Origin of the sequence: Candidatus Nitrospira allomarina, from assembly GCF_032050975.1 — a bacterium.
Lineage (GTDB): Bacteria > Nitrospirota > Nitrospiria > Nitrospirales > UBA8639 > Nitrospira_E > Nitrospira_E allomarina.
The window spans coordinates 2,722,570-2,749,139 of sequence record NZ_CP116967.1 but is presented as its reverse complement, the minus strand read 5'-3'; the positions used below and the strand labels follow the sequence as shown (position 1 = coordinate 2,749,139).

Annotated in this window: 25 protein-coding genes and 2 riboswitches; of the genes, 3 read left to right on the top strand and 22 right to left on the bottom strand. The window is 51.8% G+C overall.

What is annotated here, in order from left to right; translation table 11 throughout:
* Positions 1–23: 23 nt before the first annotated feature.
* The gene (shc, locus tag PP769_RS12195; RefSeq protein WP_312640459.1) at positions 24–2,549 is read left to right on the top strand and encodes a squalene--hopene cyclase; all 2,526 of its coding nucleotides are present in this window, start codon (positions 24–26) and stop codon (positions 2,547–2,549) included.
* A gap of 199 nt (positions 2,550–2,748) precedes the next feature.
* On the opposite strand, the gene PP769_RS12190 is transcribed toward shc, so the two are convergent.
* The gene (locus tag PP769_RS12190; RefSeq protein ID WP_312640457.1) at positions 2,749–3,771 is read right to left on the bottom strand and encodes a D-alanine--D-alanine ligase family protein; all 1,023 of its coding nucleotides are present in this window, start codon (positions 3,769–3,771) and stop codon (positions 2,749–2,751) included.
* Positions 3,768–4,823, bottom strand: coding sequence for a hypothetical protein (locus tag PP769_RS12185; RefSeq protein ID WP_312640455.1), 1,056 nt, complete (start codon positions 4,821–4,823; stop codon positions 3,768–3,770). Before PP769_RS12185 ends, PP769_RS12190 begins: the two co-directional genes overlap by 4 nt.
* A gap of 423 nt (positions 4,824–5,246) precedes the next feature.
* Here PP769_RS12185 and PP769_RS12180 point away from each other — a divergent pair, with 423 nt between their 5' ends.
* Entirely contained in the window at positions 5,247–5,399 is a 153-nt protein-coding gene (locus PP769_RS12180) for a hypothetical protein (RefSeq protein WP_312640453.1), read from the top strand.
* Positions 5,400–5,678: 279 nt separating this feature from the next.
* Here PP769_RS12180 and PP769_RS12175 read toward each other — a convergent pair whose 3' ends face one another.
* The gene (locus PP769_RS12175) at positions 5,679–6,215 is read right to left on the bottom strand and encodes an HNH endonuclease (protein ID WP_312640449.1); all 537 of its coding nucleotides are present in this window, start codon (positions 6,213–6,215) and stop codon (positions 5,679–5,681) included.
* A gap of 140 nt (positions 6,216–6,355) precedes the next feature.
* Between PP769_RS12175 and PP769_RS12170 the strand changes: the two genes are divergently transcribed.
* A complete protein-coding gene (locus PP769_RS12170; RefSeq protein ID WP_312640447.1) occupies positions 6,356–6,700 on the top strand; it encodes a Rieske (2Fe-2S) protein in 345 nt (114 codons plus the stop codon).
* A 115-nt stretch (positions 6,701–6,815) separates the two neighbouring features.
* Here the strand turns inward: PP769_RS12170 and PP769_RS12165 are convergent, their stop codons facing one another.
* The 19 genes from PP769_RS12165 to PP769_RS12075 all read right to left on the bottom strand — a co-directional run bounded on the left by PP769_RS12165 (position 6,816) and on the right by PP769_RS12075 (position 26,535).
* Entirely contained in the window at positions 6,816–7,340 is a 525-nt protein-coding gene (locus PP769_RS12165) for a hypothetical protein (RefSeq protein ID WP_312640445.1), read from the bottom strand.
* A gap of 212 nt (positions 7,341–7,552) precedes the next feature.
* Positions 7,553–8,668 carry a threonine-phosphate decarboxylase CobD gene (gene cobD / locus PP769_RS12160; RefSeq protein ID WP_312647051.1) on the bottom strand — a complete coding sequence of 372 codons (1,116 nt, stop codon included), beginning with the start codon at positions 8,666–8,668 and terminating at the stop codon, positions 7,553–7,555.
* Positions 8,662–9,618 carry an adenosylcobinamide-phosphate synthase CbiB gene (gene cbiB, locus PP769_RS12155; RefSeq protein WP_312640443.1) on the bottom strand — a complete coding sequence of 319 codons (957 nt, stop codon included), beginning with the start codon at positions 9,616–9,618 and terminating at the stop codon, positions 8,662–8,664. The genes cobD and cbiB overlap by 7 nt, the downstream gene beginning before the upstream one ends.
* 2 nt (positions 9,619–9,620) lie before the next feature.
* The gene (locus tag PP769_RS12150) at positions 9,621–9,827 is read right to left on the bottom strand and encodes a cysteine-rich CWC family protein (RefSeq protein WP_312640439.1); all 207 of its coding nucleotides are present in this window, start codon (positions 9,825–9,827) and stop codon (positions 9,621–9,623) included.
* Positions 9,828–9,864: 37 nt separating this feature from the next.
* Positions 9,865–10,641 (bottom strand): adenosylcobinamide-GDP ribazoletransferase, encoded by a 777-nt coding sequence (gene cobS, locus PP769_RS12145; protein ID WP_312640437.1) that lies wholly within the window; start codon positions 10,639–10,641, stop codon positions 9,865–9,867.
* On the bottom strand, positions 10,638–11,726 hold the full coding sequence (cobT, locus tag PP769_RS12140) for a nicotinate-nucleotide--dimethylbenzimidazole phosphoribosyltransferase (protein ID WP_312640435.1): 1,089 nt from the start codon (positions 11,724–11,726) through the stop codon (positions 10,638–10,640). Before cobT ends, cobS begins: the two co-directional genes overlap by 4 nt.
* Positions 11,727–11,729: 3 nt before the next feature.
* Complete coding sequence (gene cobU, locus PP769_RS12135) at positions 11,730–12,347, bottom strand: bifunctional adenosylcobinamide kinase/adenosylcobinamide-phosphate guanylyltransferase (protein WP_312640433.1); 618 nt, start codon at positions 12,345–12,347, stop codon at positions 11,730–11,732.
* 79 nt (positions 12,348–12,426) lie between these two features.
* Positions 12,427–13,026, bottom strand: coding sequence for a cob(I)yrinic acid a,c-diamide adenosyltransferase (locus tag PP769_RS12130; RefSeq protein WP_312640431.1), 600 nt, complete (start codon positions 13,024–13,026; stop codon positions 12,427–12,429).
* Positions 13,027–13,112: 86 nt separating this feature from the next.
* Entirely contained in the window at positions 13,113–13,808 is a 696-nt protein-coding gene (locus PP769_RS12125) for an adenosylcobinamide amidohydrolase (RefSeq protein WP_312640429.1), read from the bottom strand.
* A 49-nt stretch (positions 13,809–13,857) separates the two neighbouring features.
* The gene (gene bluB / locus PP769_RS12120) at positions 13,858–14,577 is read right to left on the bottom strand and encodes a 5,6-dimethylbenzimidazole synthase (protein WP_312640427.1); all 720 of its coding nucleotides are present in this window, start codon (positions 14,575–14,577) and stop codon (positions 13,858–13,860) included.
* Complete coding sequence (gene cobO, locus PP769_RS12115; protein ID WP_312640425.1) at positions 14,574–15,170, bottom strand: cob(I)yrinic acid a,c-diamide adenosyltransferase; 597 nt, start codon at positions 15,168–15,170, stop codon at positions 14,574–14,576. Before cobO ends, bluB begins: the two co-directional genes overlap by 4 nt.
* Positions 15,167–16,564 carry a cobyrinic acid a,c-diamide synthase CobB gene (locus tag PP769_RS12110; protein WP_312640423.1) on the bottom strand — a complete coding sequence of 466 codons (1,398 nt, stop codon included), beginning with the start codon at positions 16,562–16,564 and terminating at the stop codon, positions 15,167–15,169. Before PP769_RS12110 ends, cobO begins: the two co-directional genes overlap by 4 nt.
* Positions 16,561–18,588, bottom strand: a complete 2,028-nt coding sequence (locus PP769_RS12105) for a TonB-dependent receptor plug domain-containing protein (RefSeq protein ID WP_312640421.1) — start codon at positions 18,586–18,588, stop codon at positions 16,561–16,563. Before PP769_RS12105 ends, PP769_RS12110 begins: the two co-directional genes overlap by 4 nt.
* Positions 18,589–18,618: 30 nt before the next feature.
* Positions 18,619–18,810, bottom strand: a riboswitch (cobalamin riboswitch).
* A gap of 50 nt (positions 18,811–18,860) precedes the next feature.
* The gene (locus tag PP769_RS12100; RefSeq protein ID WP_312640417.1) at positions 18,861–19,691 is read right to left on the bottom strand and encodes an ABC transporter ATP-binding protein; all 831 of its coding nucleotides are present in this window, start codon (positions 19,689–19,691) and stop codon (positions 18,861–18,863) included.
* Positions 19,691–20,833 (bottom strand): FecCD family ABC transporter permease, encoded by a 1,143-nt coding sequence (locus tag PP769_RS12095; protein ID WP_312640414.1) that lies wholly within the window; start codon positions 20,831–20,833, stop codon positions 19,691–19,693. The genes PP769_RS12100 and PP769_RS12095 overlap by 1 nt, the downstream gene beginning before the upstream one ends.
* A gap of 119 nt (positions 20,834–20,952) precedes the next feature.
* On the bottom strand, positions 20,953–22,002 hold the full coding sequence (locus PP769_RS12090; protein WP_312640412.1) for an ABC transporter substrate-binding protein: 1,050 nt from the start codon (positions 22,000–22,002) through the stop codon (positions 20,953–20,955).
* Positions 22,003–22,052: 50 nt separating this feature from the next.
* A riboswitch (cobalamin riboswitch) is annotated at positions 22,053–22,190 on the bottom strand.
* 274 nt (positions 22,191–22,464) lie between these two features.
* Complete coding sequence (locus PP769_RS12085; RefSeq protein WP_312640410.1) at positions 22,465–23,385, bottom strand: YihY/virulence factor BrkB family protein; 921 nt, start codon at positions 23,383–23,385, stop codon at positions 22,465–22,467.
* Between the two features lie 74 nt (positions 23,386–23,459).
* Positions 23,460–25,022: a cobyric acid synthase gene (locus tag PP769_RS12080; RefSeq protein WP_312640408.1), complete on the bottom strand. Its 1,563-nt coding sequence runs from the start codon at positions 25,020–25,022 to the stop codon at positions 23,460–23,462.
* A 103-nt stretch (positions 25,023–25,125) separates the two neighbouring features.
* Positions 25,126–26,535: a hypothetical protein gene (locus PP769_RS12075; RefSeq protein WP_312640406.1), complete on the bottom strand. Its 1,410-nt coding sequence runs from the start codon at positions 26,533–26,535 to the stop codon at positions 25,126–25,128.
* Between the last annotated feature and the right edge of the window lie 35 nt (positions 26,536–26,570).

Sequence of the window (26,570 nt, the reverse complement as noted above, 5' to 3'; positions counted from 1 at the left end):
GTAATAATCCACAGTAATAATCCATGCTAACTTCAACACGCTATTTGATCCTTGAGACCGCCATAGACCTGTTGGGACGAAACGGGGTCAGTGGTTTGACACTCGAGCATGTCGCTAGAGAAGCCGGTATCAGCAAAGGCGGCTTACTCTATCATTTTGAGGGTAAGGAACAGTTACTCGCGGGGCTCATAGAGTTACTCATACAGGATTTGGAACGCAAACAGGTTGGAGAATTTCTCACTAGCTCCATTCATGAGGAGCATCCCGGCATGGCTCTTGGCCATGAGATTGTCGACAATCCCGTCCATAATCGGTCCCTTCGAGGAGAAGAAATTGCCTCCATTCTCATGGCAGCTTTTTCCATCAACCCCCATCTACTCGAGCCCATTCGAGAGCGGTATCAAAATTGGCAGAGCATTTTTCTGGCCAATACCGTTGATCCGACTCGTTCCCTTCTAGGGCGGCTGGCTGTCGAAGGGCTCTGGTTCAGCGAGGCATTAGGATTAGCGCCTCCCACGCGCGAGCAACGAGCCACATTTGTTTTGGAGATCCAATCTCACACACAATCAGGAGAACCCATGAGAGACACGTCCGCAACCACCATACCCACACCGCCTAATGACGCCTTCGCGGAATTGGCTTCCTTTAAGTCACATGTGGAGGAACTCGAACGCCAAGCCTACCAACCCACCCAAACTTCTGCGCGTGCACTACTGGCGAAACAAAATCCGCGAGGGTTTTGGCAGGGCGATTTAACCGCCGACACCACATTGGAATCCGACTACGTATTACTTTTACTCTGGCTCTATCCACCAGAGAACGGTGTGTGGGAGCCAAGAATTCAGACCAAAGTCAAGGAAGCCATCCGCACCATCCTTGACCGGCAACTTTCAGATGGTGGATGGAACATTTATACGGAAGGACCGGCCGAAGTAAACGCCACGACCCGTGCATATGTGGCGCTTCGAGTTGGGGGCTATGATCCCGACCAACCGCTTATGCAACGTGCGCGTGAACGCATTCTTGCCCTTGGAGGTCTTCAAGCCACCAATAGCTACACGAAGAATAACCTGAGCATGTTTGGTCTCTTCCCAAGAAAGTACACACCGAGTGTTCCACCTGAACTCGTCCTTATCCCTGGAAATGTCTTGTATGAAATTTCATCGTGGAGTCGGGCCATCGTCGTCCCCCTCTCCATTCTTCAAGCGTCCGGAGTACAACACACAGTGCCAGGAAATTGGACCGTTGACGAACTCATGGTGCCCAATCGAAAACTGAGACTCCCCAAAAAAGATCCCTTTTCTCTCCTGTTTCATCAGGTAGACAAGATCTTGAAACTCTGGGAAAAGCGGGGCTTTAAGGATGTTCGGGCCAAAGCGATACGCGAAGCGGAGAAGTGGATGTTAGATCACATGCGGTTCACGGATGGATTGGGAGCGATTTTTCCAGGAATGATGTATGCCCTCATGGCGATGGATGCTCTGGGTTATGAGCGGGACCACCCGGACTTCATTGACACACTTGGCCAGCTTGAAGGGCTCATTCTTGAGAAGGAAGATGCTCTGCAGTTTCAGCCCAGCTTGTCCCCGGTATGGGATACCGCTATTTCAATGTTTGCATTAGGAGAACTCGGTGTCGGTGAACCGCAAGCCATGCAGCGGGCAGCCGATTGGTTATTGAGCAAAGAGATTCGCCGCAAAGGAGACTGGTCGGTCAAGCGACCGGATTTGCAGCCTGGAGGATGGCCTTTCCAATTTGCGAATGAACTCTACCCGGACATCGACGATACCGCCATGGTCTTGTTGGCCCTACAGCATGCCAAGGCCTCTGATCCCGACCGGCAGACCCGCGCCGAAGGTCGTGCCATCAACTGGTTATTAGGGATGCAATCCTCAGACGGGGGTTGGGCTGCCTTTGATGTGGATAATAATTGGGCCTTACTGAATAAGGTCCCATTCGCAGACCACAATGCCATGCTTGATCCCAGCTGCCCTGATATAACGGGGCGGGTGTTAGAGGCACTCTGTCGGCGTGATTACACATACCAACACCCGGCAATCGCGCGTGCCGTCCAATTTCTTTTGGGCCATCAACAACCCAACGGGAGTTGGGATGGACGCTGGGGCGTAAATTATACCTATGGGACATTCCTCGCCGTGCGTGGCCTTCGCGCAAGTGGCTCCCCGACTGCAAACGCCGCAATCCAGCGTGCTGCCACCTGGGTGCGCTCAATCCAAAATCAGGATGGCGGTTGGGGGGAAAGCTGTGCCAGCTATGAAAAGCAGGAATTCGTTCCAGCCTCAAGCACACCTTCACAAACAGCCTGGGCCTTACTTGCACTTGAAGCGGCTGGCGATCGAACCTCAAAACCCGTTCATCGTGGAATCGACTGGCTGCTCACCAATCAGAATCAGCAAGGAGAGTGGGACGAGGAACTCATGACAGGAACCGGATTCCCTAACGTTTTCTATTTGAAATACCATTTGTACTCCCACTACTTCCCATTATTGGCCCTTGCCACTTGGCAGGCAGGATTAAAGAACTCTTGACCATGCTCTGCGCTCAAATAAACGAATCCACCTTTGAAATTTTACAATAATCTTAGAAAATTCTGCTTCTCTAAGAAATAAAACAGGGAATCAAGGAAATTTTCCTGCGGTTATTTCTAAAAACAAAAGACAATGGGCAAGATAGTCCTGCCCGACTAACCTTTCGACTTTGCTCGAGGCAGGTTTTTCAAAATCCCCGCTACCGCTGGCTTTCAGGCTTCCAGCTCAGACCGATATTCAGGATTCGTTGAATTAGGGCTTCATAGGAAATACCGGCTCGTTCAGCCGACTCGGCGAGATCTTCGCCATAGGCCAGTTGGGCATTGGGATTGGCTTCCAATATATACAGCTGCTCTTGGGGATCCAACCGAAAATCCATTCGGGCATAGCCGTTTAATCCCAAAATATGAAAAACCCGTTTGGCCGTTTGTTGAATATGCCGCACCAGCTTGGGATGTAACCCCTCAACCTCACCCGATTGAATTCCATATTTTTTTTGATATTTCGTGCTCCATTTCACCCGGGCCGTGGCAATCGGCAAAGCATCAGGAGGAAGATTTTTCAAGTGCAGCTCCCAAACCGGCAGGGCTTGCAATCGTCGATTACCTAACACGCCCACATAGAGTTCCCGTCCTTCAATGTACCGCTCGACAATGACGCTCGTGCCCACACTCTGATGCACAAACTCAACACGTTCTTTGAGTTTGTCTTCGTCATGGACGATAGAGGCTTGAGAAATGCCGAGAGACGCTTCTTCACTAATGGATTTGACAATGACCGGAAAGGGAAACTCTTCTGCCCACTTGATCACTCGCCCCAGTGGATAGACCACAAACTCCGGGCATCGGATGCCATGGTAGGCCATGATTTTTTTTGACCAGCCTTTATCCCGAGTGAGCACGAGCCCCTTGGGATTACACCCGGTATAGGGAACTCCCAGGAGCTCCAAATAGGACACGACATTTTGATCGAACTCCGGATTGCCATTGAATTCTTCCAGCAAATTGAAAGCAATGTGGGGTTTCCAATCCGTTACCAGTTTGTCAATCACGCTTAAATCATCCCTGACACCGACAGCCATAACCTCATGGCCAAGATCCCGCAGCGTGGAGACCACATCAAATTCGGTTTTCCATTCAACCTCAGCCAAATCGGCATGCTCCACATCATCGGGGGGCACGAGATCCTGATGCATAAGGGCCATGACGCGAAGCTTCCTCATAACACCACCCGATGGCGTCCACCGTGCAAATAGTTCATCGTTTGCACCGTCAATAAAATCGTAAAATCCACTTTTGCCTGCTCTTCAGGAACAGCTAACCGCAAATTCCGTTCACGGCAATGTGCCATCATATCTTGTAAAACTTGATCAATGGTATATTGATACTCTCCCGTCCATGCCGCGACTTTCCGGCGAACTTCTTTTCTGAATTTCCTGATAAAATTCTCCGCGGACGGATTTGCCGATTGATCCGGATCTCCCGAAAAGAGACGCCGCAGGTCCCGGTCATAAAAGTTTGGGTAGTCCAGTCCATACCGTTCCCTCTTGTCCTGATAATGTTCCCGGAGCGTTTTGTGCAGGCGCTGTATAGGGTCCACCTGCTCCCTGGTTGTCACAATTGGCGCAACCCCCGCCAACTCCTTCATCAGGCCGTCCATATATTCCAATTTTTTAAGTGCCGGCCACCCGGCATAACGCTCACGCCAATGGGAGTGCGGGGTGAGCCAGACGGCAAAGGTTTCGGCAAAATCCTCGTCTGGATGACTCTGGGCATACCACATATCAAGATGCAACACAAAACTTTTACTATAGGGCTTTGGCAAATAACAATCGGGATACGGAACCGAAGTATGCCCGAACATTTGTTGCCGGCTACGCCGCCGCCGTAAGCGGTAGGCATTCTCAATCGCATGGCCCGTTTCGTGTCGAAGAATCCGCATACACCATTCGGGGGTCCCGCCCTCCACTTCCAACATTTGATTAAGTTCCAGCTTTGCTAACCGCGGATGCCCCATATAGAACGGCACGGCAAGACCCGGCGTGCCATCAGGCGAATACCAATCGTCGGACAACCAGACATGGGGGCGAAACACTAACCCGTGATCTTTCAATTCCCGGTATAACTGACGGATGCATTGACCCAATTCAGTTCCGGAAATGCGGATCTTCAAATCGGACAACCGGAGATTCAACAACTGTTCATCAGTCCAGGAAACCCATTCAGGCTCTGCGGGGACAGGGGGCTGAAAATCCGGCAAAAGATCCAAACTCACAACCTCCCATGCCAGCGTCGGTGTTGAATCATCATCAAAAATACTTTCGTGAGAATCAGACTATGCTCCCTTGACAGACTCTTCCGCATCAACCGCCAGATGATGCTCAAATCTTCACTCCATTTCCTCTCTAAGTCAAAACCTCGACCATGCCTCCCCTATTCTCATTTTCCACTTGAATTCCATAGCTTTTACCTTTTTGCCTATGGTAGATTGCCCCTCTTTTTTGGGATTCCTTCATTCAGGACCATGCAATTTTTTATTCACATTCCGAGTCAGCGCGTCTGAAGAATCAGTGCTCAAGGCTTTATTCATTTTTTGGTCCTCATTCATTTTCTCGGCCAAACGCCTGTACGCTCTTTTTCCCTGTTGATTCTGAAGACTCCTTAAAGCCTGACCGGTAGAACCACAGGAGATTCATCTATGTATCGCTGTGAAAAATGCCAAGGAACGATGTTGCTCGATCGGGAAGTCGACATGGAATCAGGAATGTCTCTTCTGGTGTTCTGGTGTATTAATTGTGGCCTACGGAAACAAGCCGAGCGGGCACCGATTCCTCTCATCGAAGTCTCGTAGCGCAAGCGTTTGATTCCTCAATCGTTCGACCCGAATTGGCAGATAACTCCTGAGCGTCCTACCTATTCGGGTCATTGATGAACATTTTCAGGGAATCGGGGAAAAAGAGACAGAGTAGGGATGCCTCAACTCATCGCGCACCATTCCTGCTCGGGTCCGGCAAGGCGTCGGATTCGCTTTATGTGAGAGCATGAAGTTCCGCTTTAGGCAGTCCGTCACCGGGGACCAAAGAACGATGGCCCCGGTGACAACCATCAGGAACCAGGAGAGCAAGAGAATCTAGGAATCCGCATCCAATTCCACATTCCAGTATAAATAATCCCGCCAACTTTCCGGAGCGTGGCGGATACCGATCATCAGTGTCAGCCGGGGGGTCCATTTAGGCTTGACGGGCTCCTTGAGTAATTTCATCCCTGCCTCATGGGGAACACGCCCGCTTTTCCGGTTATTACAACGCCAACATGCCGTCACAATGTTTTCCCAGGTTTTCTTCCCACCTTTGGCAATAGGCACCACATGATCAAATGTCAATTCTTCAGTGCGAAACCGTGCGTAGCAATATTGGCAGGTATACCGGTCACGGGTAAAAATATTGATACGAGAAAATTTTACCGCATGATGATTCGAACGAAGCTTGACCATGTTGAGAAGACGCATCACGGAAGGCAATTTAAAGGAAATGGACACCCCTCGAATATCCCGATCATAAAATTCAAGGACTTCGACTTTTCCTTGCCATAACAAATTGATGGCTTTTTGCCAATGCACAACTCGCAATGGCTCATAGGTAGCATTGAGTAGGAGGGTCATTTCCATACAAACGTACTCTAAAAACCTCGCCGGATTGGGAAACCCTGTTCCTATATCACCGACGAATCAAGAGAATCAAGAGAGACCATAGGGGTCTTGTTGCGCCAGGAAGAAGTTGATATATTAGGGGTTTTGGCCGCTTATAGATGACCATGCCCTTGAACTTCCATCCAGTCGCCAAGATTCAAGATCTCCCTCCAGGCACCTGCCAAAGTATTGAGCTCCAGGATCACGGTATTGCCTTATGTAATGTCGAAGGTGTGATCTATGCCCTTGATAATACCTGTCCCCATGCCGGAGGGCCACTGGGAGAGGGATTCGTAGAGGGAAACTTCGTCGAATGCCCCTGGCACGGATGGAAGTTTGATATTAAAACCGGGGTTTGCCAAAAAAACCCGAGCCCGAGCTGGAACGTGCCGTGTTATGAAGTACAGGTGGTTGATGGCATCATCCACGTCGCCACACCAACAGGTGAGAATAGGCAATTATAGAATACTAAAAACTCTGGAATGTGGAAAAGCCCATTCTACCAACACTTTCACTGCCCATTCACCACAACGCAGATCGCGGTAACTCCAAGACACCCAGGTAGATCCAGTAAGGTGTTTAAATGGTAAGAACGCCCCTAGCAGACTCTTCTTCGAACTGGCTCATAACAGGTAATTGCAGCCTCATGCCCGAAAGGGATGAAATTTGATCGCCATGGGGAAGGGGCGGCAAATTCTCAAACGGCATCAATTGTTGGGCGGCTAACGAGATCACTCGAATCGACTTTTCTTTGCTATCCACTCTCCAAGCATATTCCCGCTCGATCCATTCCACGGAACCCTTTTCCCGCACAATTTTACGTACCATATATTTATCCTCGCCCTGTGCGGCTACCTGCCAATCTCCTTCATGAAACGGAATACCTTTAGTTTTTAAATCATCCACCATTAATTGAACCGCTTCGTCCAGCGTATAGCCTTGCCGGGATCGGTGCTTTTTGACCAACTCTAACGCTTCCAACGCAAGCGGGTCATCTGGAAGGTGATACCCCGCCGGCTGAACATAGCGATACAGCAGAAAAAATCCTACGACCAGCAGAACAACGAGAAGATACCCGATGACCTTTTTAAATTGAGTCGACATGCCTGTTATCCATTGTGGTCTTTAAAAATTTCTTTTTTAACGAGAATGCATCATTCCGGATCCAGAAACATCCGATCATGTGACGACCGCCGTCCTCTTAGTGTTATAGCACACATGATTCCTATGTGCCTCCTGCGCTTGACTTTTCCCTGAAACATCCACCTGTTTGAACAATCCCATACAGCCAATCTTCCGTCTGCTGGTTCTTAATTTCAGCTGTCCCGTAATGTCTCTTTTAAGGCATGTATCACCCTATTATTATCACGTGGGTAGCGAATGGCAAGGCGAAGTGCCGGCTGAGTCATTCCGGAAAATGTTTGGCAATCCCGAACGAGGATTCCCTGTCGTGTCAGTCCTGAAACAAGATCGGCTGTCACACATTTCGAAGGTAATTCCACCATCACAAAATTCGCGGATGCCGGAATGATCCGCAGTCCAGGGACACCACGTAATCGCGTCATAAATCGTTGTCGTTCCTGTTGCATAAACTTCACACTTCGCAGCCGGTACTTGACGTCATCCAATGCCGCGACACCGGCCTCTTGGGCAAAATGGCTGACCGACCACGGAGGGAGGAGCCGACGGATAATGGTAACCGTCTCCGGCGCTCCTACCAAGTATCCGAGACGAATTCCTGGCATACCATAAAATTTCGTAAAACTTCTGAGAATAAGCAATCGTCGGGCGTTCGAAATTTCTTTAATGAGGGAATGGGAGGGGCAAAAATCAATAAAGGCTTCGTCAACCACCATCCAAAGCCCGGCTTGTTCAATTTGCCGATAAAGGGTTCGAAGAGATCGGGCCGAAACCACTCTTCCTGTTGGACTGTTCGGATTACAAATAAACACAGCCGTAAATGATTCCTCGTTCCTGAACGTGTGCTTTTGGATACCGTCCACCAGAAGCGAAAGCTGTCCCAGGGGAGGAGCATACTTTTCCCCCGACGTGGCCAGGACATACGTACAGCGCGCACCTGCGATATGAAGAGACGCCTCATACTCCATGAACGTCGGACCTGCCACATATCCCTGGCAAAGGGACAGAGCCCGGGGTAAGATCCGAATCAATTCAGACGACCCGTTACCCAACACAATGGAGTCCGATGAGACCCCATGCTCTTTGGCCAGGCGCGTGCGCAAATCTTCGGCAGTTGGATCGGGATAATGTCCGCAAGCAGGTAAAGCTTGCTGCATCGCATTCAACACTGAGGAGGGTGGACCAAACGGATTAATACTGGCACTGAAATCAATGAAGGAGTCCACCGGCCGGCCGAGCGCCTTTGCGATTTGATGAACCTGCCCCCCATGCACAACCGGCTGAGTCACCACATCACCCAAGCCATGATCCCCATAACCAGTATCCCATAGGCCATTCCCATGACTTGTAACGCCACAGGAATGAGCGCTATGGAACATGGTGCAATGGGATCACCTAACCTGGCGCGTGCTTCTAGCACCCCTCCATACATATTACTTCCACCGAGTTGAACACCAAGGGCACCAGCCATGGCCGCTTCGGGCCATCCACTATTCGGGCTGGGGTGACGCCGCGCATCCCGTCGACAGATTTGCCAGGCTGAGAGGCCGGAGCCCAATCGAATCGCCGCCGCGACACTCATAGCCACCGCTGTAAGCCGAGCAGGGACCCAATTGACGAGATCATCGGCTCGTGCGGATGCCCATCCAAAGTCACGATAACGATCGGTACGATAACCAACCATCGAGTCCAACGTACTGATTGCTTTATAGGCCATGGCACAGGCAGGTCCTCCAAACGCGAGATAGATCAGCGGCGCCACGATGCCATCGGAGGTATTCTCAGATACGGATTCCACTGTCGCCCGAACAATCCCTTCTTCTGAAAGGTCGGCGGTGTCCCGACCTACTAGCCGGCCGACCTCAACCCGAGCCGATACGAGTGACCCCATTCTCAATGCCCGATGGACCCGCATGGCGTGAACCCATAAATCCCGACCGGCAAGAGTGGTAGAGCCCAACACCACCCATATCACGATGCCGAATTGTTCATGGACCAGTTCAGCCCATTCCAAGATGCTCTGGGTCACAAAAAAGCATCCAAGGGGAAGCCCCACGGCCAATCCAAAACCGGCCGTTCTTTTTATCCATGGGCTTGAGATTCGCTCTAACGTCAGGCCTTCATATACTTGAATGATGAACCCCATCAGGCGAACGGGATGAGGCAACCAGCGAGGATCGCCTACCATCAGATCAAGGGCGCACACCGCCAGGAATTTGAACCCCGTCAGGTCATCCGCCACCGTTAACCCGGGAATTTTGAACCGGAAGGGGCAGAGATGTTTTCAGTCAATTCTGCAAGACAGGTCGGACACACGCAGTCATCATAACGTTTCGCGATGCTGTCATATTGGGCATCGCTCACGGGGACATCTTTACACCAACATCGGGAGAGTCCGCACTCAAAAGCTCGACCGCAACGTTCGCACTGTTTAGGATAGGTTCGTGTCATGATAAATCGGCCTCCCGTCCATGAATGGCCCTGTTAATTATTCCCCAAACTCTGAATACACGAGGAGGACCGGACCCAAGATCAGAAAGAGCACTTCGATCCCCTCATTCATCGCTCCCAGCACATCTCCCGTGATACCGCCAAACTTTTTGGAGATCCACCAGACTACAGATCGAATCACAAGGCACACGACTATCATCAGCATAGCCGCTGTGACCGCATCGAACATTCCCCACAACCCCAATCCCACAACCGTTGTAGCCGCCAGAACATCGCGCCACGTCACCGTCCGAATAAACTGCGCAGCCAACCCTTCCGATCGTGGATAGACAACACCCCAGCAACCGATCACCATCGCCCATCGCCCGATAGCCGGCATACAGAACAACATGCCCTCTCGAAAACCTACAGGCAGGGCCAGAAGTCCGGCATAGCGAAGCCCAAGAATCACCAGCAACCCTGTGGCCCCAAGGGCGCCGATTCGGGAATCCCGGAGAATCATCAACCGATGATCAGGATCCCTTCCCCCTGAAAGAGCATCAACCGTATCGGCCCACCCATCGAGATGGAGACCTCCCGTGACCAGCACGTAGAGAGTCAGCATCACCATATTCAAAAGTACGGGAGGAAAGACGCTCTCCAATAATCGATCGATCATGACAAGGCTCGCGCCAAGCAAAAATCCAATAAACGGAAACCAGCGAAGGGAAGCTCCAAACGTCTCTAATGGAATATTCGTACCCGAACCTCCTGGAAGAGGAATGGTTGTCAGAAGGTGCCACGCCAAAGAAAACGAAGCCCATAAACTCCTCATGCCATTTCCGGAAAGGGTCGTACGGCCTCATCCACGCCCGCACTTTCAAATGTAGCCATTTGCGTTAAACAGGCCAAACTCGATTGAAGCAATCCGATAGCCAAACAGGCTCCTGTGCCCTCCCCAAGCCGAAGATCCAAATCCAACAGCGGGCGAAACCCTAACGAGTCCATGGCCAAACGATGTCCGGGTTCCGCCGAGACATGGGAAGGGATCATGTAGGCATGGCAACGGGGTTCCAGGGCGACGGCCAGCAAGGCAGCAGCTCCGGTAATGAATCCATCCAGGACCACAGGCACGCGACATGCCGCCCCGCCCAAAAGAATTCCTACCAATCCGCCGATTTCAAATCCTCCCACCTTCGCCAGCACATCCAAAGGATCCTGACCGTCCGGTGCATTGTGTTGAATGCTCCGCTCAATCACCTGAATCTTTTTCGCCAATTGCAACGCATCAACTCCTGTGCCTTTCCCGGTCACGTCGGCCACAGGATGACGCGTCATGACTGCTGTAATGGCACTGCTGATGGTGGTATTCCCAATGCCCATTTCTCCGATTCCGATTAACCGGATCCCGTCAGCATAGGCTTCCTGGACAAGACGGATACCTTCTTCCACACTTTGGATGGCTTGTTCACGACTCATGGCAGGGCCTTCACACATATTGCGGGTTCCCAACCCGACCTTTCTCACCCACAAACCGGGTGGTGCACCCATGTCCTCTTGAACGCCCATATCCACCACGCGAACCTGGGTTCCAATCTGACGAGCTAGAACATTAATCGCGGCCCCGCCTTGCAAAAAATTCTTGACCATTTGTACCGTGACGGATGAGGGATACGCGCTCACCCCTTCTCCTGTCACACCATGATCGGCAGCCAGAACAAACATCATCGCATCCGGTTTGTTTACGGGAAGCGACAGGGTTATCGCCACGTATTGAGCCCCTAAGGACTCAAGCCGGCCAAGGCTGCCCTGAGGTTTCGTCAGTCGGTCCCATAACGCTTGGGCGCGACACAGACCTGCCTGTGAGACCGGTTGAATCGCCGAGAGAGTTTCCTGAATGAACGGAGAAGAATAGCTCATCGGTTACTTCAGTCTGAGGGGCAGCCCACTCACCAGAAAATAGACTTCATCAGCTTCAGCCGCAACCAGTTGATTCGTCCGGCCTGCCACATCTCGAAATGATCGGCTGATCGCATCCCCGGGCACCAACCCGAGACCCAACTCATTACTGACTACGACAATCTGACCGGGACAGGCGCGAGCCGCCCGAAGGAAGGCCCTGACATGCGTTGGGATTTGCGAAGGTCGCACCTTATCTCGCAAGAGATTATTCAGCCACAGTGTTAAACAATCCACAACTATACTGGGATAGCCTGATCCCTGCTCGGCCAACCATTCGGAAATCCTGGTAGGAATTTCAATGGTCACCCAACCACGGCCCCGCGACCGCTGATGTTTCTGAATTCGACCGGCCATTTCCAGGTCGAACGGCTCTCCCGTTGCAACGAATGCCCGAGGGGCTTTGACCTTTCCCTGTTGTAAGGCAAAAGAACTTTTCCCCGACCGCGCCCCTCCAAGGACAAAAATCAGCTTTGACGGCACATGAGTTTTTTTCTGGGCCAGGCGAGGACCGGAAACAGCTACCGGCGAAAAGAACGAATCTCTCGCCGAACGCTGATGTGGTTGACGGACGGAACGCATGAAATTTTTCCTCCTCGCATCAAACTATGCCATCATCCCGGCATATGCTCTATACACCGATACCCGAAAGGGGCCAACGTTACGTCTTTTGAGAGGTTGCCGGTTCCCGTTCCCACAGAAATTCAGCTTCTCCCTGCTTTTTCGAGACCCAACGCGCAAACACAAACAACGCGTCACTCAGCCGATTGAGAAAAATGACCAATTCCTTGTCAATTGATTCTTCCTTCGACAGGGTGACGCAAAGCCGTTCAGCACGACGACCGATTGTACGGGCCACATGCAGTAATGCGGCGAGTTGCCCTCCGCCAGGCAAAATAAATTCCTTCAATGGCGTCAGATCTTTTTGGCACTCATCGATAAGATGTTCCAAGTGGGCGACATCTTCCGATGTCACAGTCGGCATATTCGGAAACGATTCCCCCTGGGCTGTGGCGAGGATCCCACCCAAATCAAACAATTTATTTTGCACCCACTTTAAGATGGTGCCCATACGCTCAGACACCTCAACATTGGTTCCGGCTTGTCCATTCGCCACACGAGCCAAGCCAAGCATTGAATTCAATTCATCCACCGTGCCGTAGGCTTCCACCCGAACGGAATCTTTCCAGACCTCCTGCCCGCCGGCCAATCGAGTTTTCCCCGCATCACCTGTACGGGTATACACTTTAGATATCCTCATTGTAGAATTCTCCAGGAAAAAGTTGAATAATTCGCCTGGTCCCTAGTCCTGTAGGGGGAAAGAACAATGTTATCACCATCGGATGGTTAATAATTATACGACCTCAAGACCTCAGCCTTCCTGCTTTTCGCGATCCCTTCTGACACCGACGTATATACGGCACGAGCAATCATTTCCCCGAGAACCGTGTGAAGGCCACAATGATCTTCTTCAATTTCACCGCTGGCCCCTACCACGAGACAATCGGTACCTGTGAGGTCCGCAGGAAGATTGGACTTGCGACTGGTGACACCGCGATCTCGAAACGCTGCGGTTTTTGCTGAGGAGGCAATATGTATCGCCTCGATACGTCCGGCAATTGTGGGAAGGGCATTGGTCGCCACCACCACATTGACCGTCCCGGAAGAACGGGTTTGATGTCCCAGCTCAACATCGGCCTCGTCAAGGATGGAGCGGGCATTCGATAATCCGACAGTCACAAGGACATGCACCCAGGCCCCCGATGAATAGAGAAAACGGTTGGCAAATGCACCCACAGTCGCAGCAGTCATTAATCCGATGGTCTCTTCGGGAATAAGAGAGTGGGCTTTCAATAAAATCCCCAAATCTTCCGCCGGCGTGGCCGCCGGGGAAGATCCGTTACGGCCTACTTGAAAATTGGCGACCCCGGAAGCGGAAGCTTCCCCACCATTCCAGGGCGCCCAACTCAAACACGTGAACATCCCTGGAAACCGGGCAATCAGACAATTGGGTCGCAGATCGATCTGAAGTGGAGAGATCATCTCTTCACCGACTTATTTCCTCCCCGATTCCACGCATACGACAACCGTCTTATTCGGACTTGAGGTCGGGACCAGAAATGGCGGATTCATCACCACCCCGCTTTCCCCACCTTTCATAATGCACGAGTTCCTCAAGTGACATTCGTTTCCGCCATCCTGCTTTTTCAAGATCCGGTTGATGAGCAAAGCCCTTCACATATCCAACACACAAGTAGGCAACCACCCAAACAGCTGGAGGAATGCCTAAGACTTTCTTTAAAAGATCATAATCCAGAATGGACACCCAACCGACCCCAATACCTTCGGCTCGTGCCGCAAGCCAGAGGTTTTGAATGGCACAGCATGTACTATACAAATCGGTTTCGGGAGCCGTGGCACGACCTAACACGGATGGGCCACCCCGGTCCCGGGAACAGGTCACACAGATATTCACGGGAGCTTCCTGAATGCCCTCCAGCTTAAGTCCACGGTACAGATCGGCTTCCGGTCCTTCATATCGAAGAGCCGCCTCTTTATTCGCCTGAAGGAATAGATCTTTAACGGCTTGTTTGGTCTCGGGGCGACGAATGACCAGAAAATCCCATGGCTGCATAAATCCCACAGAACCCGCATGATGAGAGGCCAATAACAGCCGTTGAAGAATATGATCGGGAATCGAATCAGAAAGAAAATCCCGGCGAACATCCCGTCGTTCAAATATTGCACGATAGACGGCTTCTCGCTCTTCAGCGGAAAAGCCCCCCCCGTTTTGAGAGATACTCTGTTTCAAAATTCGACTCCTTTTTGAGCCTTGATGCCATTGCGAAAGGGATGCTTAATCATCTTCATTTCCGAAACCAGGTCGGCGGCTTCGATAAGCTCCGGTTTCGCACCCCGTCCGGTAATGACCACATGAAGTGTGGGAGGACGCTGAGTCACGGCCTTCAGCACTTGTTCAAGCGAAACATATTCATGATGGATGGCGATATTCAGTTCATCCAGAATGACCATGCCAAAGAATGGATCTTGAAGAATCGTTTCGACTTCTGCCCATGCCTTTTGAGCCACCTGTGCATCCCGTTCCCGATCCTGGGTTTCCCAGGTATACCCTTCACCCATTCGAAGAAATACCACCTGCTGGCCGAAGCTCTTCAGTATTCGTTCTTCCGCAGTATCTATGGCCCCTTTGATAAATTGCACGACCGCCACGTTCATGCCATGTCCGAGGCATCGGATGGCCATACCCAAAGCCGCGGTGGTTTTTCCTTTGCCTGCACCCGTGTGAACCATTAAGAGACCCTTTTCTTCCTGTGCCGCAGCAATTCGTCGATCCACAGAGGACTTCAACCGTTCCATGCGGGCCTGATGCACTTGATCGCTCATAGTTTACTCCCTCTCATCGCAGTTTCACCGCTTGCCGCTTCGATCAAAGCCGAAGGAACATGGGGGTGACTGGAAAAATGCAAATGGGTATACAGGGCGATGACATTCCCTACCGCAATACCATCTCCTCCCCGGTCCCGTCCCTGCGCGTCAGTAAGATGACCGAGAAATTTCAGATCTCCCTTGGGGTGAAGGGTCGAATAGTGAAACTCATGCCCACGAATCCGTACTCCTTGTTCTCCAAGAGGTCCTCCGCAAGCCACGGTCAACTCACGATACCCCAAAGTCATCTGGGTCCGGCTCATGGCCGTTTCAGCCGGGATCACTCCGACCATGTCGTACACCGTTCCATCAAAATCACTGAGGGTTTTTGCCAAATACATCAAACCGCCACATTCTGCATAGACCACTCCGCCCCTTGCCGCAAATGCCTGAATAGACTGACGCATGGCCATGTTCCGTTGTAACACGTCCGCGTAAATCTCCGGATAGCCTCCTCCCAGATACACCAGATCCACATCGGGAAGTGCCGCATCATGCATGGGAGAAAACCGGACCAACTCCCCACCTGCCGCTTGAAGGAGTTGAAGGTTCTCCGGATAGTAAAAGCAAAAAGCCGGATCAAAAGCCACTCCGACTCTTACAGATCGATTCACCGGCCTGGAGTTTTTAGCCGGCCTACCGGAATTTGTGACGGGCATGTCCGGACTGGCCTGAGCTAACCGTTCAACGCGAACCAGATCGATTGTTGCGGAAGCCAATTCACCGAGTTTGGAATACCATTCATTCCTGGAATTTTCCAATGCCGTCCGTAATCCCAAATGCCGATCACCTATAGTCACATCCGAATCAGTGCGAAGATACCCCACAACCGGAATACGGGTTTCTTGTTCTACGGCCTCTTTTAATAACAGGAAATGGCCTTCACTGTTAAGGCGGTTAAATATCACACCGGCCACCTGCAAGGAAGAATCGAACTTTGCATAGCCATAGACCATTGCGGCTGCCGAGCGGGCCATGGCACTCCCATCCACGACCAGGAGAATCGGCGCATTCAGTTGGTGAGCCAATTCAGCCGTGCTCCCCGTTTCCTTGACCGGAGAACTTCCATCAAAGAGACCCATCATGCCTTCAATGATCGAGAGGTCGGCTCCATGAGCCGCTTCTTGAAAAATCGTTCGGTTCAATACTGCCCCGAGCATCCACCCGTCCAGGTTCCGGGATTCCCGGCCACTGGCCAACTGATGATGCCCTGGATCCAGAAAATCCGGCCCGACTTTAAACGGTTGAACCGTGCGACCCAGAGCCCGAAAGGCAGCCAACAAGGCTAACGTCACCGTCGTTTTGCCGACGCCACTATGGGTGCCCGCAATGACGAGCCTCGGAAAGCTCATGAGTTTCCGCTCGCACTGGAAGGCTTTGAAACCGGTAGATCAAACGTCACTCGAACACCTCCGAACACCGACCGCACCGGAGTGCCGAAGTACAGCACTTCTTCATAATGCCGGTTCAGAATATTGTCTACACGGACATACCCTTGCAGGGAAGGCGTAATGTCATACGACACGGAGAAGTTGATGACATAAAAATCCGGGAGTGGCTGTTGATCGCCAGTTGTATTAAATCGAGAACCCACATAGCGGAAGGTTGTGGTCATCCTCAAGGGATTGATGGGTTGATAGGTCACCACAACGCTCCCTTGGTGAACCGGCCAACGAGGCAGCCGGGCTCCCGTCTCCAGGTCTCTCGTGATCGTATAGGTGTATTGTCCCTGAAGATCCAGCAACTTCATATAGGGAAGCCCTTCAGCCAGGACAAGTTTCGCGCTCCCCTCCCACCCCTGACTTTTCGCGGACCCGATGTTCTGTGCGCAAAACCCAAAAGGGCTGAGTGATGCACAGCCTGCAGGGTCAAACGCCGTAACAATAAGTTGCCGATAGCGGTTCCAGAAATATCCACCACTTATCGTAACTCGCTTGTCCCAAAATTGTTGATCGATTCCGATATCGAAGCTTTGACTTTTTTCCGGCTTGAGATTCGGGTTCCCGAAATTCGGGAAAAATAATTCATTTATCGATGGAGCTCGAAATCCGGTGGCATAACTGGTCCGAAGTTTCGTGCCGGTTTCTTTGAGAAGATACGCCCCTGTCACACGATAGGTCGTCGCATCGCCAAAGCTATTATAGGAATCCTGTCGGAATCCCCCGGTGGCAAAAAACCGGTCAAACAAATTCAATTGGAGCTGTGCAAATCCGGCATTACTTGAAAGCGTTTTTTCAGAAAACGTGCCTTTATTTTCTCCAATTTGTTCTCGGTATTGATAACCAACGGTCAAAAGGAGAGGCTTCCCGATTTTGAAATTACTCTGCCATTCAATCCGATTGCTTTTGGTTCGAATATCTGAATTATTAAACGCTCCAGGCGTACTCTCCAACCCGGTGGTAATGCTACGTTGGTTATCCCCGGCCTGAGTGATTAACCTTTCCTGGGCATGCGCGAAGGTAATCTTCTGGTCCCACCAGTCAGTGATCGGTTGATGATAACTCCCGCTATAAATAAATTGTTCATTCGCGGATTTCGCTTTGAATACATCGAAAGGACCGCCGAATGTACTGGGACTATCGAGATCGATGTCGTTGTTGATCCAGCGGAACGCCAATTCCAACCGCCCGTCCCACGGCCCCTTCACCCCTAACAACGAAGACGCCTGCCAATTACGAAACGCATCCCGTTCAGTTGCCCCACGCCGGTAATTCACCGAAGAAAATTTGGTCATATCCCACCGCGTCAACGTGGCAGAAAAGTCTACCAGTCCCATTTGTCCGGCAAAACTTCCTCCTTCTCGAATCGAATTATAGGACCCATACTCTGAAAAGATTCTGGCAACCGGCTCACCCGTACCTCGCTTGGTTCGAATGTCGACCACCCCACCGGCAGCATCAGAACCCCACAGCATGCTCTGCGCCCCGCGCAAGACGGTCACGGATTCGATGTTGTCCGTGGTCACGGTACCAAAATTAAACTCCCCGAGTGTCGCACTGTTCACAATGGCCCCATCAATCAGCACCAACGTTTGAGCGGAACTCCCTCCGCGAATCCTCACCGTATTGTTCGTGCCTGGTCCACCGGAGGAAAACGTCGACACACCCTGGCTCAAACTGATGGCATCCACAAGCGTTCGACTGTGTCGGCGTTGCATGCTCTCTTCTGTGATGACCTCAACTGCACTCGTGACCTGGCTAAGAGGAACTGGCGTCTTCGTAGCCGTCACCACCATGGGGTCTAATTCCGTGACAGGCTCAGAATGGTGAGAATCCGCTGCCGATACCATGATTGGAAAGAATAGATTTATGACGAACAATCCCAAACTTCGACAACAAACGACGAGAAAATATGAACGCGGAAACCCTGAAAACATGATCCACCTCCCTTTCGCACGAAGGGGTCTTATGGAAGTGACTGATTGTCGGGTATCCTGACTTGCGGATCATCGCGTTTCTGCGCCTTCTCATGGACACCATCTCCACAATGGACTCTTGCAGAATTACTCCCCGCTTACAGTGGCGGCACCGTGCTGGACTTACACCAGCTTCCCCGTCACAACCGTCGTTTTTCCTCTAAATACCCTACTCCTTTATTAAATGGTTAATACCGATACCCACACACAACACACGATAATGGTCCACTCGCTTACACCGGCAACGACACGCGGGGTAAACCTGATTGAGGATGACCATCGATAAGAACCGGGCACCCGTACACCGATTCCAACAGGTCAGGACGCAGGACTTCTAAAGGAGATCCAACCTTCACAATCTGTCCATGGTGTAACAACATCAGTCGATCACAGTATTGACTCGCCAGATTCAAATCATGAGACACCAGAATCACCGTGAGGGCACGCTCCCTATTGAGCCGCCGAAGAATTCGCGCAATATCCAACTGATGGTGCAAATCCAAAAAAGCGGTCGGCTCGTCCAAAAGCAAGATCTGAGGCTCCTGAGTAAGGGCACGGGCAATCACTGCCCGCTGACGTTCACCTCCCGACACATCCGTGACCAGCCTGGACCCCAGGTGCGTAACATCCAGGTCTTCCATAGCCTGATGCGCGATTTGCCAGTCATCCGAATCCTCCCAATGCCAGCCACCCCACCCCCGATGGTGAGGAAATCGTCCCATCAGCACCATTTCTGCGATGGTAAAGGGAAAAATCTGCATGGTCTCCTGCGGAACCAGGGCCACTTGCCTGGCTACCTCAGCCTGGGACAGAACTGAAATGGGATTCCCGAACAACTCAATCGTACCGGACCGGGGATGGAAAACTTTCGCGAGGAGCTTCAGTAACGTACTTTTTCCGGAACCATTGGGGCCAAGAATTCCAAGGATTTTTCCGGAATCGATCGAGCATGTGACGGCCTTCAATACCGGCTCCGAGTGATCGCGGAAACGGGTGCCATAGCCAAAGGTCACGTCTCGAAGAGCGTACGCCGGCCCAGGGAGTACATTTCCGGAGTCCATCATCACCTCCCCACCCGCAGGTTACGAGTGGTGAGTAGGTATAAAAACACCGGTCCCCCCACCAGTGCCGTCACCACACCGACAGGAAATTCACTTGGACTCAGGGCCGTCCGCGCCACAGTATCAGCCAACATCAGAAACATGCCTCCCACAAATCCCGCAGCCGGGAGTAAAAGACGATGATCGGCACTCAAAACCAGGCGGACGGCATGCGGCACGATCAGCCCCACAAACCCGATGATCCCGCTAAAACTCACCACCGCCCCGGTCAGAAGCGCCGCGGCAACAAACACCAGTTTTTTGACTCGCTCAACTTCCACCCCTAAGGATCGGGCCGTTTCCTCGCCAAGGGTCAGAAGATTCAACGATTGCGCTTGCGTCGCCAAAATCATCAAACCCATTCCAAGATATAACGCCAGGACACCAAGTGTGGGATAATCAGGACCGGTTAACGATCCCATCAACCAGGCATACATCCCGAACGCCCGATTGGGATCAGCCACACTGGTCAGAAACATGATGAACGCGGAAAAAATCGCATTCAGCACAACCCCGGCCAACAATAACGTATAAATCGAAAAGCCAAACCCCACGGATGAAATCCGATACATGATCACCAAAGACAGTAACGCCCCGGCAAAGGCACATACCGGCAAAGCCGACACACTCAAGACAGAAATTCCCACGCCAAACAACAGCGCAATCGCCGCCCCTAACGCCGCTCCGCTGGAGATCCCGATGATAAACGGATCGGCCAGGGGATTTCGCAACAAGGCCTGTAGTGCGACGCCGACCATCGCCAGACTACCCCCAACGAAAAAGGCCAATAGCAGCCGTGGCAAACGAACCTGAAGCAGAATGACCGTTGTCGGATCTGTCCCGGCACGACTGGACTCGGCCCCCGGCAGTGTCCCAACCAGAATGGACCAGATCCGTGAGAAGGGAATCGGCTCGGTCCCAAAACCCAGACAGAGGAGAAGTGCCAAGACAGCCAATACCAACGAGATACCCACAGACACGAGCCAGCCCCGGATCGTCAGGGTGGGCAATGATGATATCGCGAATGGCAAGGGCGGAGATTCCTGACCCCACTTACTCGACACCTTTGAAGATGGGGAAATGGTGAATGGCGGAACTTTTGCCATGGGTTTCACCACCAGGGTTTTCTTCCTTGAATCGCTAAACACGACTGCGTAATCGATTCAGAAGCGGAAATAGGATGACGTACTCCATTGCCGAATCATGATGATCCAGACGGGAGGTTTCAATTCGACATTTCATCCTGATAGACCTCCGGATGCAGGATCTTCACTAATTCCTTCAGCCCTTCAATAATTCGTGGGCCAGGACGATTCAGGAGGTCGCTGTCCACTTCAAACAACTTGCCGTGTTGGACTGCGGAAAGCGTTGTCCACCGTCGCCAGGCATCCTGCTCAGACTGAGGAATCCCTTCCTGCCGACCGGACGGAAAGAGGAGGATATCCGGATTTTGTCGCAAGACTTCTTCCATTGTCAGACGCGGATACGGTGCGCTCGCCTGATCCGCCGCATTTCTGCCACCCGCCAGTTCAATGAGGCGGTGAATAAAACTACCGGGGCCCACGGTGATCAAAGGTTCGGAATTCAAGACATACAACAATGAGGGGCGAGGCAGATCCGCCAATCGATTTGATAGGTTGCTTAATTGTTTCCGCATGAGGGCAGCCTGGGCATTGGCTTCTTCAGAATGACCGACCATGCGTCCTAACAACTGAATGTGGGCAAAAATGTCTTCAACCGTATGCGGGTCAAAAATAAAGGTGGGAATCTTCAATTGTTCCAATTTATTGAGAAGGTCCACACGCAGGAACGATCGAGGCGCCAAGACCAGTTGGGGTTGCAGACTCACAATACTCTCAAGATTGGGAGTGGCATAACCCACCTTCGGCTTGGTCAAGGCCTCGGGAGGGAAATCGCAGAATTCGGTCACCCCCACGACTTCCTCATTCAACCCGATGGCAAAAAGAATTTCCGTCACACTTGGGGCAAGGGAGACAATACGCTGAGGGATTTTGGCCAGATAGAGCTTTCGGCCAAGATCATCGACAAACGTGCGTGGAGCCACATTGGCCATGAAGGGCATACCCGTTAAAATACCCTGTTGGCGCCGTTTCATCGTCTCTCCCTCAAAGGCCAACACCACATCACTCGAAAACGCGCAGTGAAAAATCGCCCACCAGGCCACGAATCCCAAGACCATATGGCGAACACAGAGGCTCAAAATAAAAAATCCCCAAGGCTTACACAACCTTGAGGATTGCACCCGATTCTTCATCCTCACCACTTCCCCAGCCCACGAGGGAACATTGGTCTTGGAACGAATGAGGTATTCTGGCTCCTGAGTGAGTAACCTACTATCCGCGCCTTCCCATCCGAATATCACGACCAGATCCGGACAGTGGCTTTCGCGGGTTCGTCCTCAGTTACAGCGGCGGGACCGCGCGGGAATTGCACCTGCTTCCCATCATTCATTCCGCATATGTTTTGGGAGAATGTAGGAGGGACGGAGCCGCTTTGTCAAGAAATCGCATTTCAGGGATTGTCGGCCGGCGCGAGGTTGTCTGTTTTAACGATCCCCCCAAACCGGCCTTTGCAATCCCCCCCCACCTTAAACGAAGCTCCTGGACTTAACCGGCTCACGATTAGGGGATTCCATTCCAGCTCGGCAATAACGACGCCCCGCCCTGCGCATCATGATGCAAGCGGTGGTGGATGCAAAGATGCATAGACTTCCGGGTCAGTTTTCTGACGAAACAGATCCATCCATGGTGTCAGGACGTTTGAGGATGAAGTTAAGCTCTCCACCGATCAAAAGAGTCAGCCCACCGACATACAGCCACATCATCAGGATAATCACTCCCGTAATGGGTCCATAGACCGCGTTGTAATTAATAAAATTCTCCACATAAAATTTTAGCCCCAGGGATAGGATAATCCAGAGAAAAACCGCAAGCATGGAGCCCGGTTTCATCCACTGCCATTCCTGATCGCTGTTCGGCGCCCAATAATAGACCAGGTTAATAGCCATCAGCATAAGAAACACAATGATCGGCCACTGCAACAGGGGCCAACCTAGCGTTGACCACCACTCAAACCCCGTCACTGCTGTTACCCATTGACTTACTTCTTCACCGGCCAGAATCAGGATTAACGAGGTGATAAAAAACACCGCAGCCCCTAGCGTCAGCAAGACGGCAGTGATCCCGGCTTTCCAAATCGGTCGGGTTTCTTTTACCCCATAGACAGCATTTAAGGTATTGATAATCGCCATCATTCCCCAGGAAGCCGCCCACAGTGAACCGAGAAGACTCAGGGAAAACAGTCCTCCCCCACTGCCCTGAATCATCTGTTCGACATAGCGTTCAACAAGGACCAAGGATTCTGCGGGAAGTACTTCCCGGGCGTATGGCATGACATTGGGGACGACCACCTGTCTGGGTAACATGCCAATGAGCGACGTCACTCCCAACATGGCGGGAAATGCCGCTAACAAAAAATAAAATCCCAGTTGTGCCGCCCGTCCAAACACATCGTCTTCGCATGAGGCGGCCCACACCTCTTTCGCCAATGCCCACCAGCTCCCAGGCCTTCTGGGCCAAGCCGATTTATGATGCCCCGGCTCATCAAGTTTCCATAAAAATTTTTGATCGTACCTCATCGGTCTGTATTATACCCTCTACCCCGATAGGATCTGAGTAGGACAGGCTTCCCAAAAAATATATCCACACCTCTTCATTTCGATGTATGGGGCCGGTCTGGAGAAGAACCCTCTAACCCCAATGCTGAAAAAATGAGTTTCACATCAAGATGGGCCTCTAGATGGTCAGCCCAACGATTCAATGCCTGTGACATTCGCTGTGAAACCTCCTCTGAAATTTCCAAGCCAAGGGGCGCGAGACCCTTGCGAACCCGGACCCGATTCAACCATTGACGACGAAATTCCGGTTGGTCAAAGACCCCATGAATGTAGGTCCCCCAGACGCGCCCGTCCAGACTCATCGCTCCATCGACTCTTGATTCTGGCTCATCAACAGAACGTGGCACCTGACCCGTAAGAATCCGAAAGCAGGACGGAATGCGATGCACAGTCCTCGTGTTCCCCATATGAATTTCATACCCCTCAACCAGATATTCATGCCCCCAGGACTCCGGTACGGAGCGGGCACGGACTTGCACGGTTTTTTTGTGAGCAAGCAATTCAGTCTCGACTTCCAGCAACCCCAATCCTTTCGTCGAACCGCCGGTTTCCACATGCTGTGGATCCGTGATCTCTTTGCCTAGCATCTGAAATCCCCCACAGACACCCATCATCTCGTTTCCACGTTGAACATGCGCCATAAGCGCCTCTTCGAATCCACCCTTCCGCAGATATTCCAAATCGGCAATCGTCGTTTTGCTTCCCGGCAGAATAACGGCATCCGCCCCAAAAAGCTCCTGGGGTGACGCCACAAAGCGAAGCGCCACATCCGGTTCCGCAGCCACCTGATTAAAATCCGTAAAGTTGCTCATATGAGGCAGCAACACCACTGCGATATTGACGGTATCTGCCTCAAAAGACGTCTTTCGCAATCGATCAATATCTACGCTGTCCTCTTGATCCAATTCCAGATCTCGTAGATACGGCAATACGCCTAACACCGGGACGCCCGTGCGTTCTTCTATAATGGTGACACCATCTTTAAACAACGTCAGATCCCCCCGAAATTTATTAATGACAACCCCGATCACCCGCTGCCGTTCTTCCGACGCTAATAAATCCATCGTGCCGATGACCTGCGCAAACACGCCCCCCCGATCGATATCCGCCACTAACACCACTGCCGCATCGGCCATCTCGACTATCGGCCAGTTCACAATATCGCGATCCCGCAGATTCATTTCTGCGGCACTCCCCGCCCCTTCAATCACCATCACGTCATACTGCTTGGACAGCCGGTCATAACTCCCTTTCACAAATTCAACCAACTGGGATTTCCGCTCGAAATAATCCCGGGCATTCTGACTTCGCCACACTTGTCCTTGAACAATCACTTGAGATTTGGCGTCGGCCTCCGGCTTCAACAAAATCGGATTCATGTCCACATGCGGAGCCAACCCACAGGCCTGAGCCTGAAGCACTTGAGCCCTTCCCATCTCTCCTCCATCCGTCGTGACAAAGGAATTCAGCGACATATTTTGTGCTTTAAACGGGGCCACTCTGACTCCAGCCCGATGCAATAATCGACACAAGCCCGCCGTGACCAGACTTTTTCCCACATCGGAGCCCGTTCCCAATATAGCTAATGCCCGCTTCATCTATGCCCGCTTCCTCAAAACAGGTGCAATCACGTCCTTCAAGTGTGCCGCATTGTATAGAACAACGACCTCCGCTCGGGACACCGTTATCCAATCATCTTACTCAGTCAGTTTTTCCAGGACGTTCCGGGGTAAACGCCGCCGCCCAATTGTCCAAGCCAGGAGACGTCAGATAAGTCTTACCGCCGCCTTGGATATGTTGTTCGGGCCCCCATTCACCTGTGGCAATTTCGATCCAACGGACCACCAGCGGCTCTGTTGTGTTGGACAAATCGATGCCAACTCTACCGCCAACGGGCAGGTAGAGGGCGAAGGCATGGCTCCGGTCGGCAGCCAAATACGCGTGATTCGGCTTGGTGTTTATGAGCAGATCGTTGGCGGGTTCCAGGGTCCACAATGGTATTTGCGACTCCAGCTTTCTCGCCCCACGAATACTGGCCACGGCCTTGTCATTGAGTCCCAGTCCTGCCGTGGGACGATGGAAACGGATGGATGCGGCACCGGCCAACAGATTCCGCCAGAAGCGTTCGATCCCGTCCTGGTCGTTGCCGAATCGGTTACCGGTGGCACCATAGGTCTTGGTCGTATTAATGGGTCTCGGATGTTCGGCCAGGTAACGCCGCGTACGGAGAAATTGGTCCCAATGGTTTTGTCCGCTCTGGTGATTGTTCTGCGACACGTCGACGAAATCGTAAACCTCCGGATGATCGAACGTTCGCCGGTGGATTTCGGCGGTCACATCCTTATTCCCCCACATCTCGGTGACAAAAATCCTTTTGTCTTCCCTGTCCGCGCGTTGTTTAAGGTATGTCGCCCAGTAACGGCTCCATTCTTCCTCACCATTTGTTTCGTTGTCCATGCAATAGAGCACATGACCATATCGCAGGGTATAATCCAACATCTTATCGACAAATCGTTGCTGGTACCGCAAAACCATGCGGTTGTTTTGCTGCCTTGGCGTCGTAAAGAAAAACGGTTGTTTGTTAAGATAGGGGGGTTCGGGGTATCGTTCTGCCAATTCCGAATTTTCCATCGTGTAAGCGATATTATTACGTGGGTTATACGGCTGAATATGCCAGGTGTCGCCCATGTAGTCCCAAGGGTCCCAAACCTCGATCTGCACAACGATACCGCGCTTAGCCGTTTCCCGCAGCATCCGGTCGAAACGCGCCCAGTACTCGTCATTCCACTGCTCTAAATCATACTTTCCATCATTCAGCTGTTTAAACGGGAAGACTTCAAAACCCCGATCCTGTCGGCTGCTCATCGTGTTCCGGATGACATTGCCGCCAGCGGCCACCAACCGATCAAGCTGCACAAGAAGATCTTTCTCCGGCCATTGAAACAGACTGTCGTCATCACTCCCCCCCAACAGTAACACCGGTTCTCCGTGATCACTCCAATACCAGGGATTTTTGTTCCACGGTTGCAACACAGGCTCGGCTGATACGACATTGACCAAACAAAGTATTACCAACAAAAAAATCCAGCTCGTAAAGCCTTTAAATTTCATATGTCCCTCCCGCCATCATGACCCCTTCTGCTTTT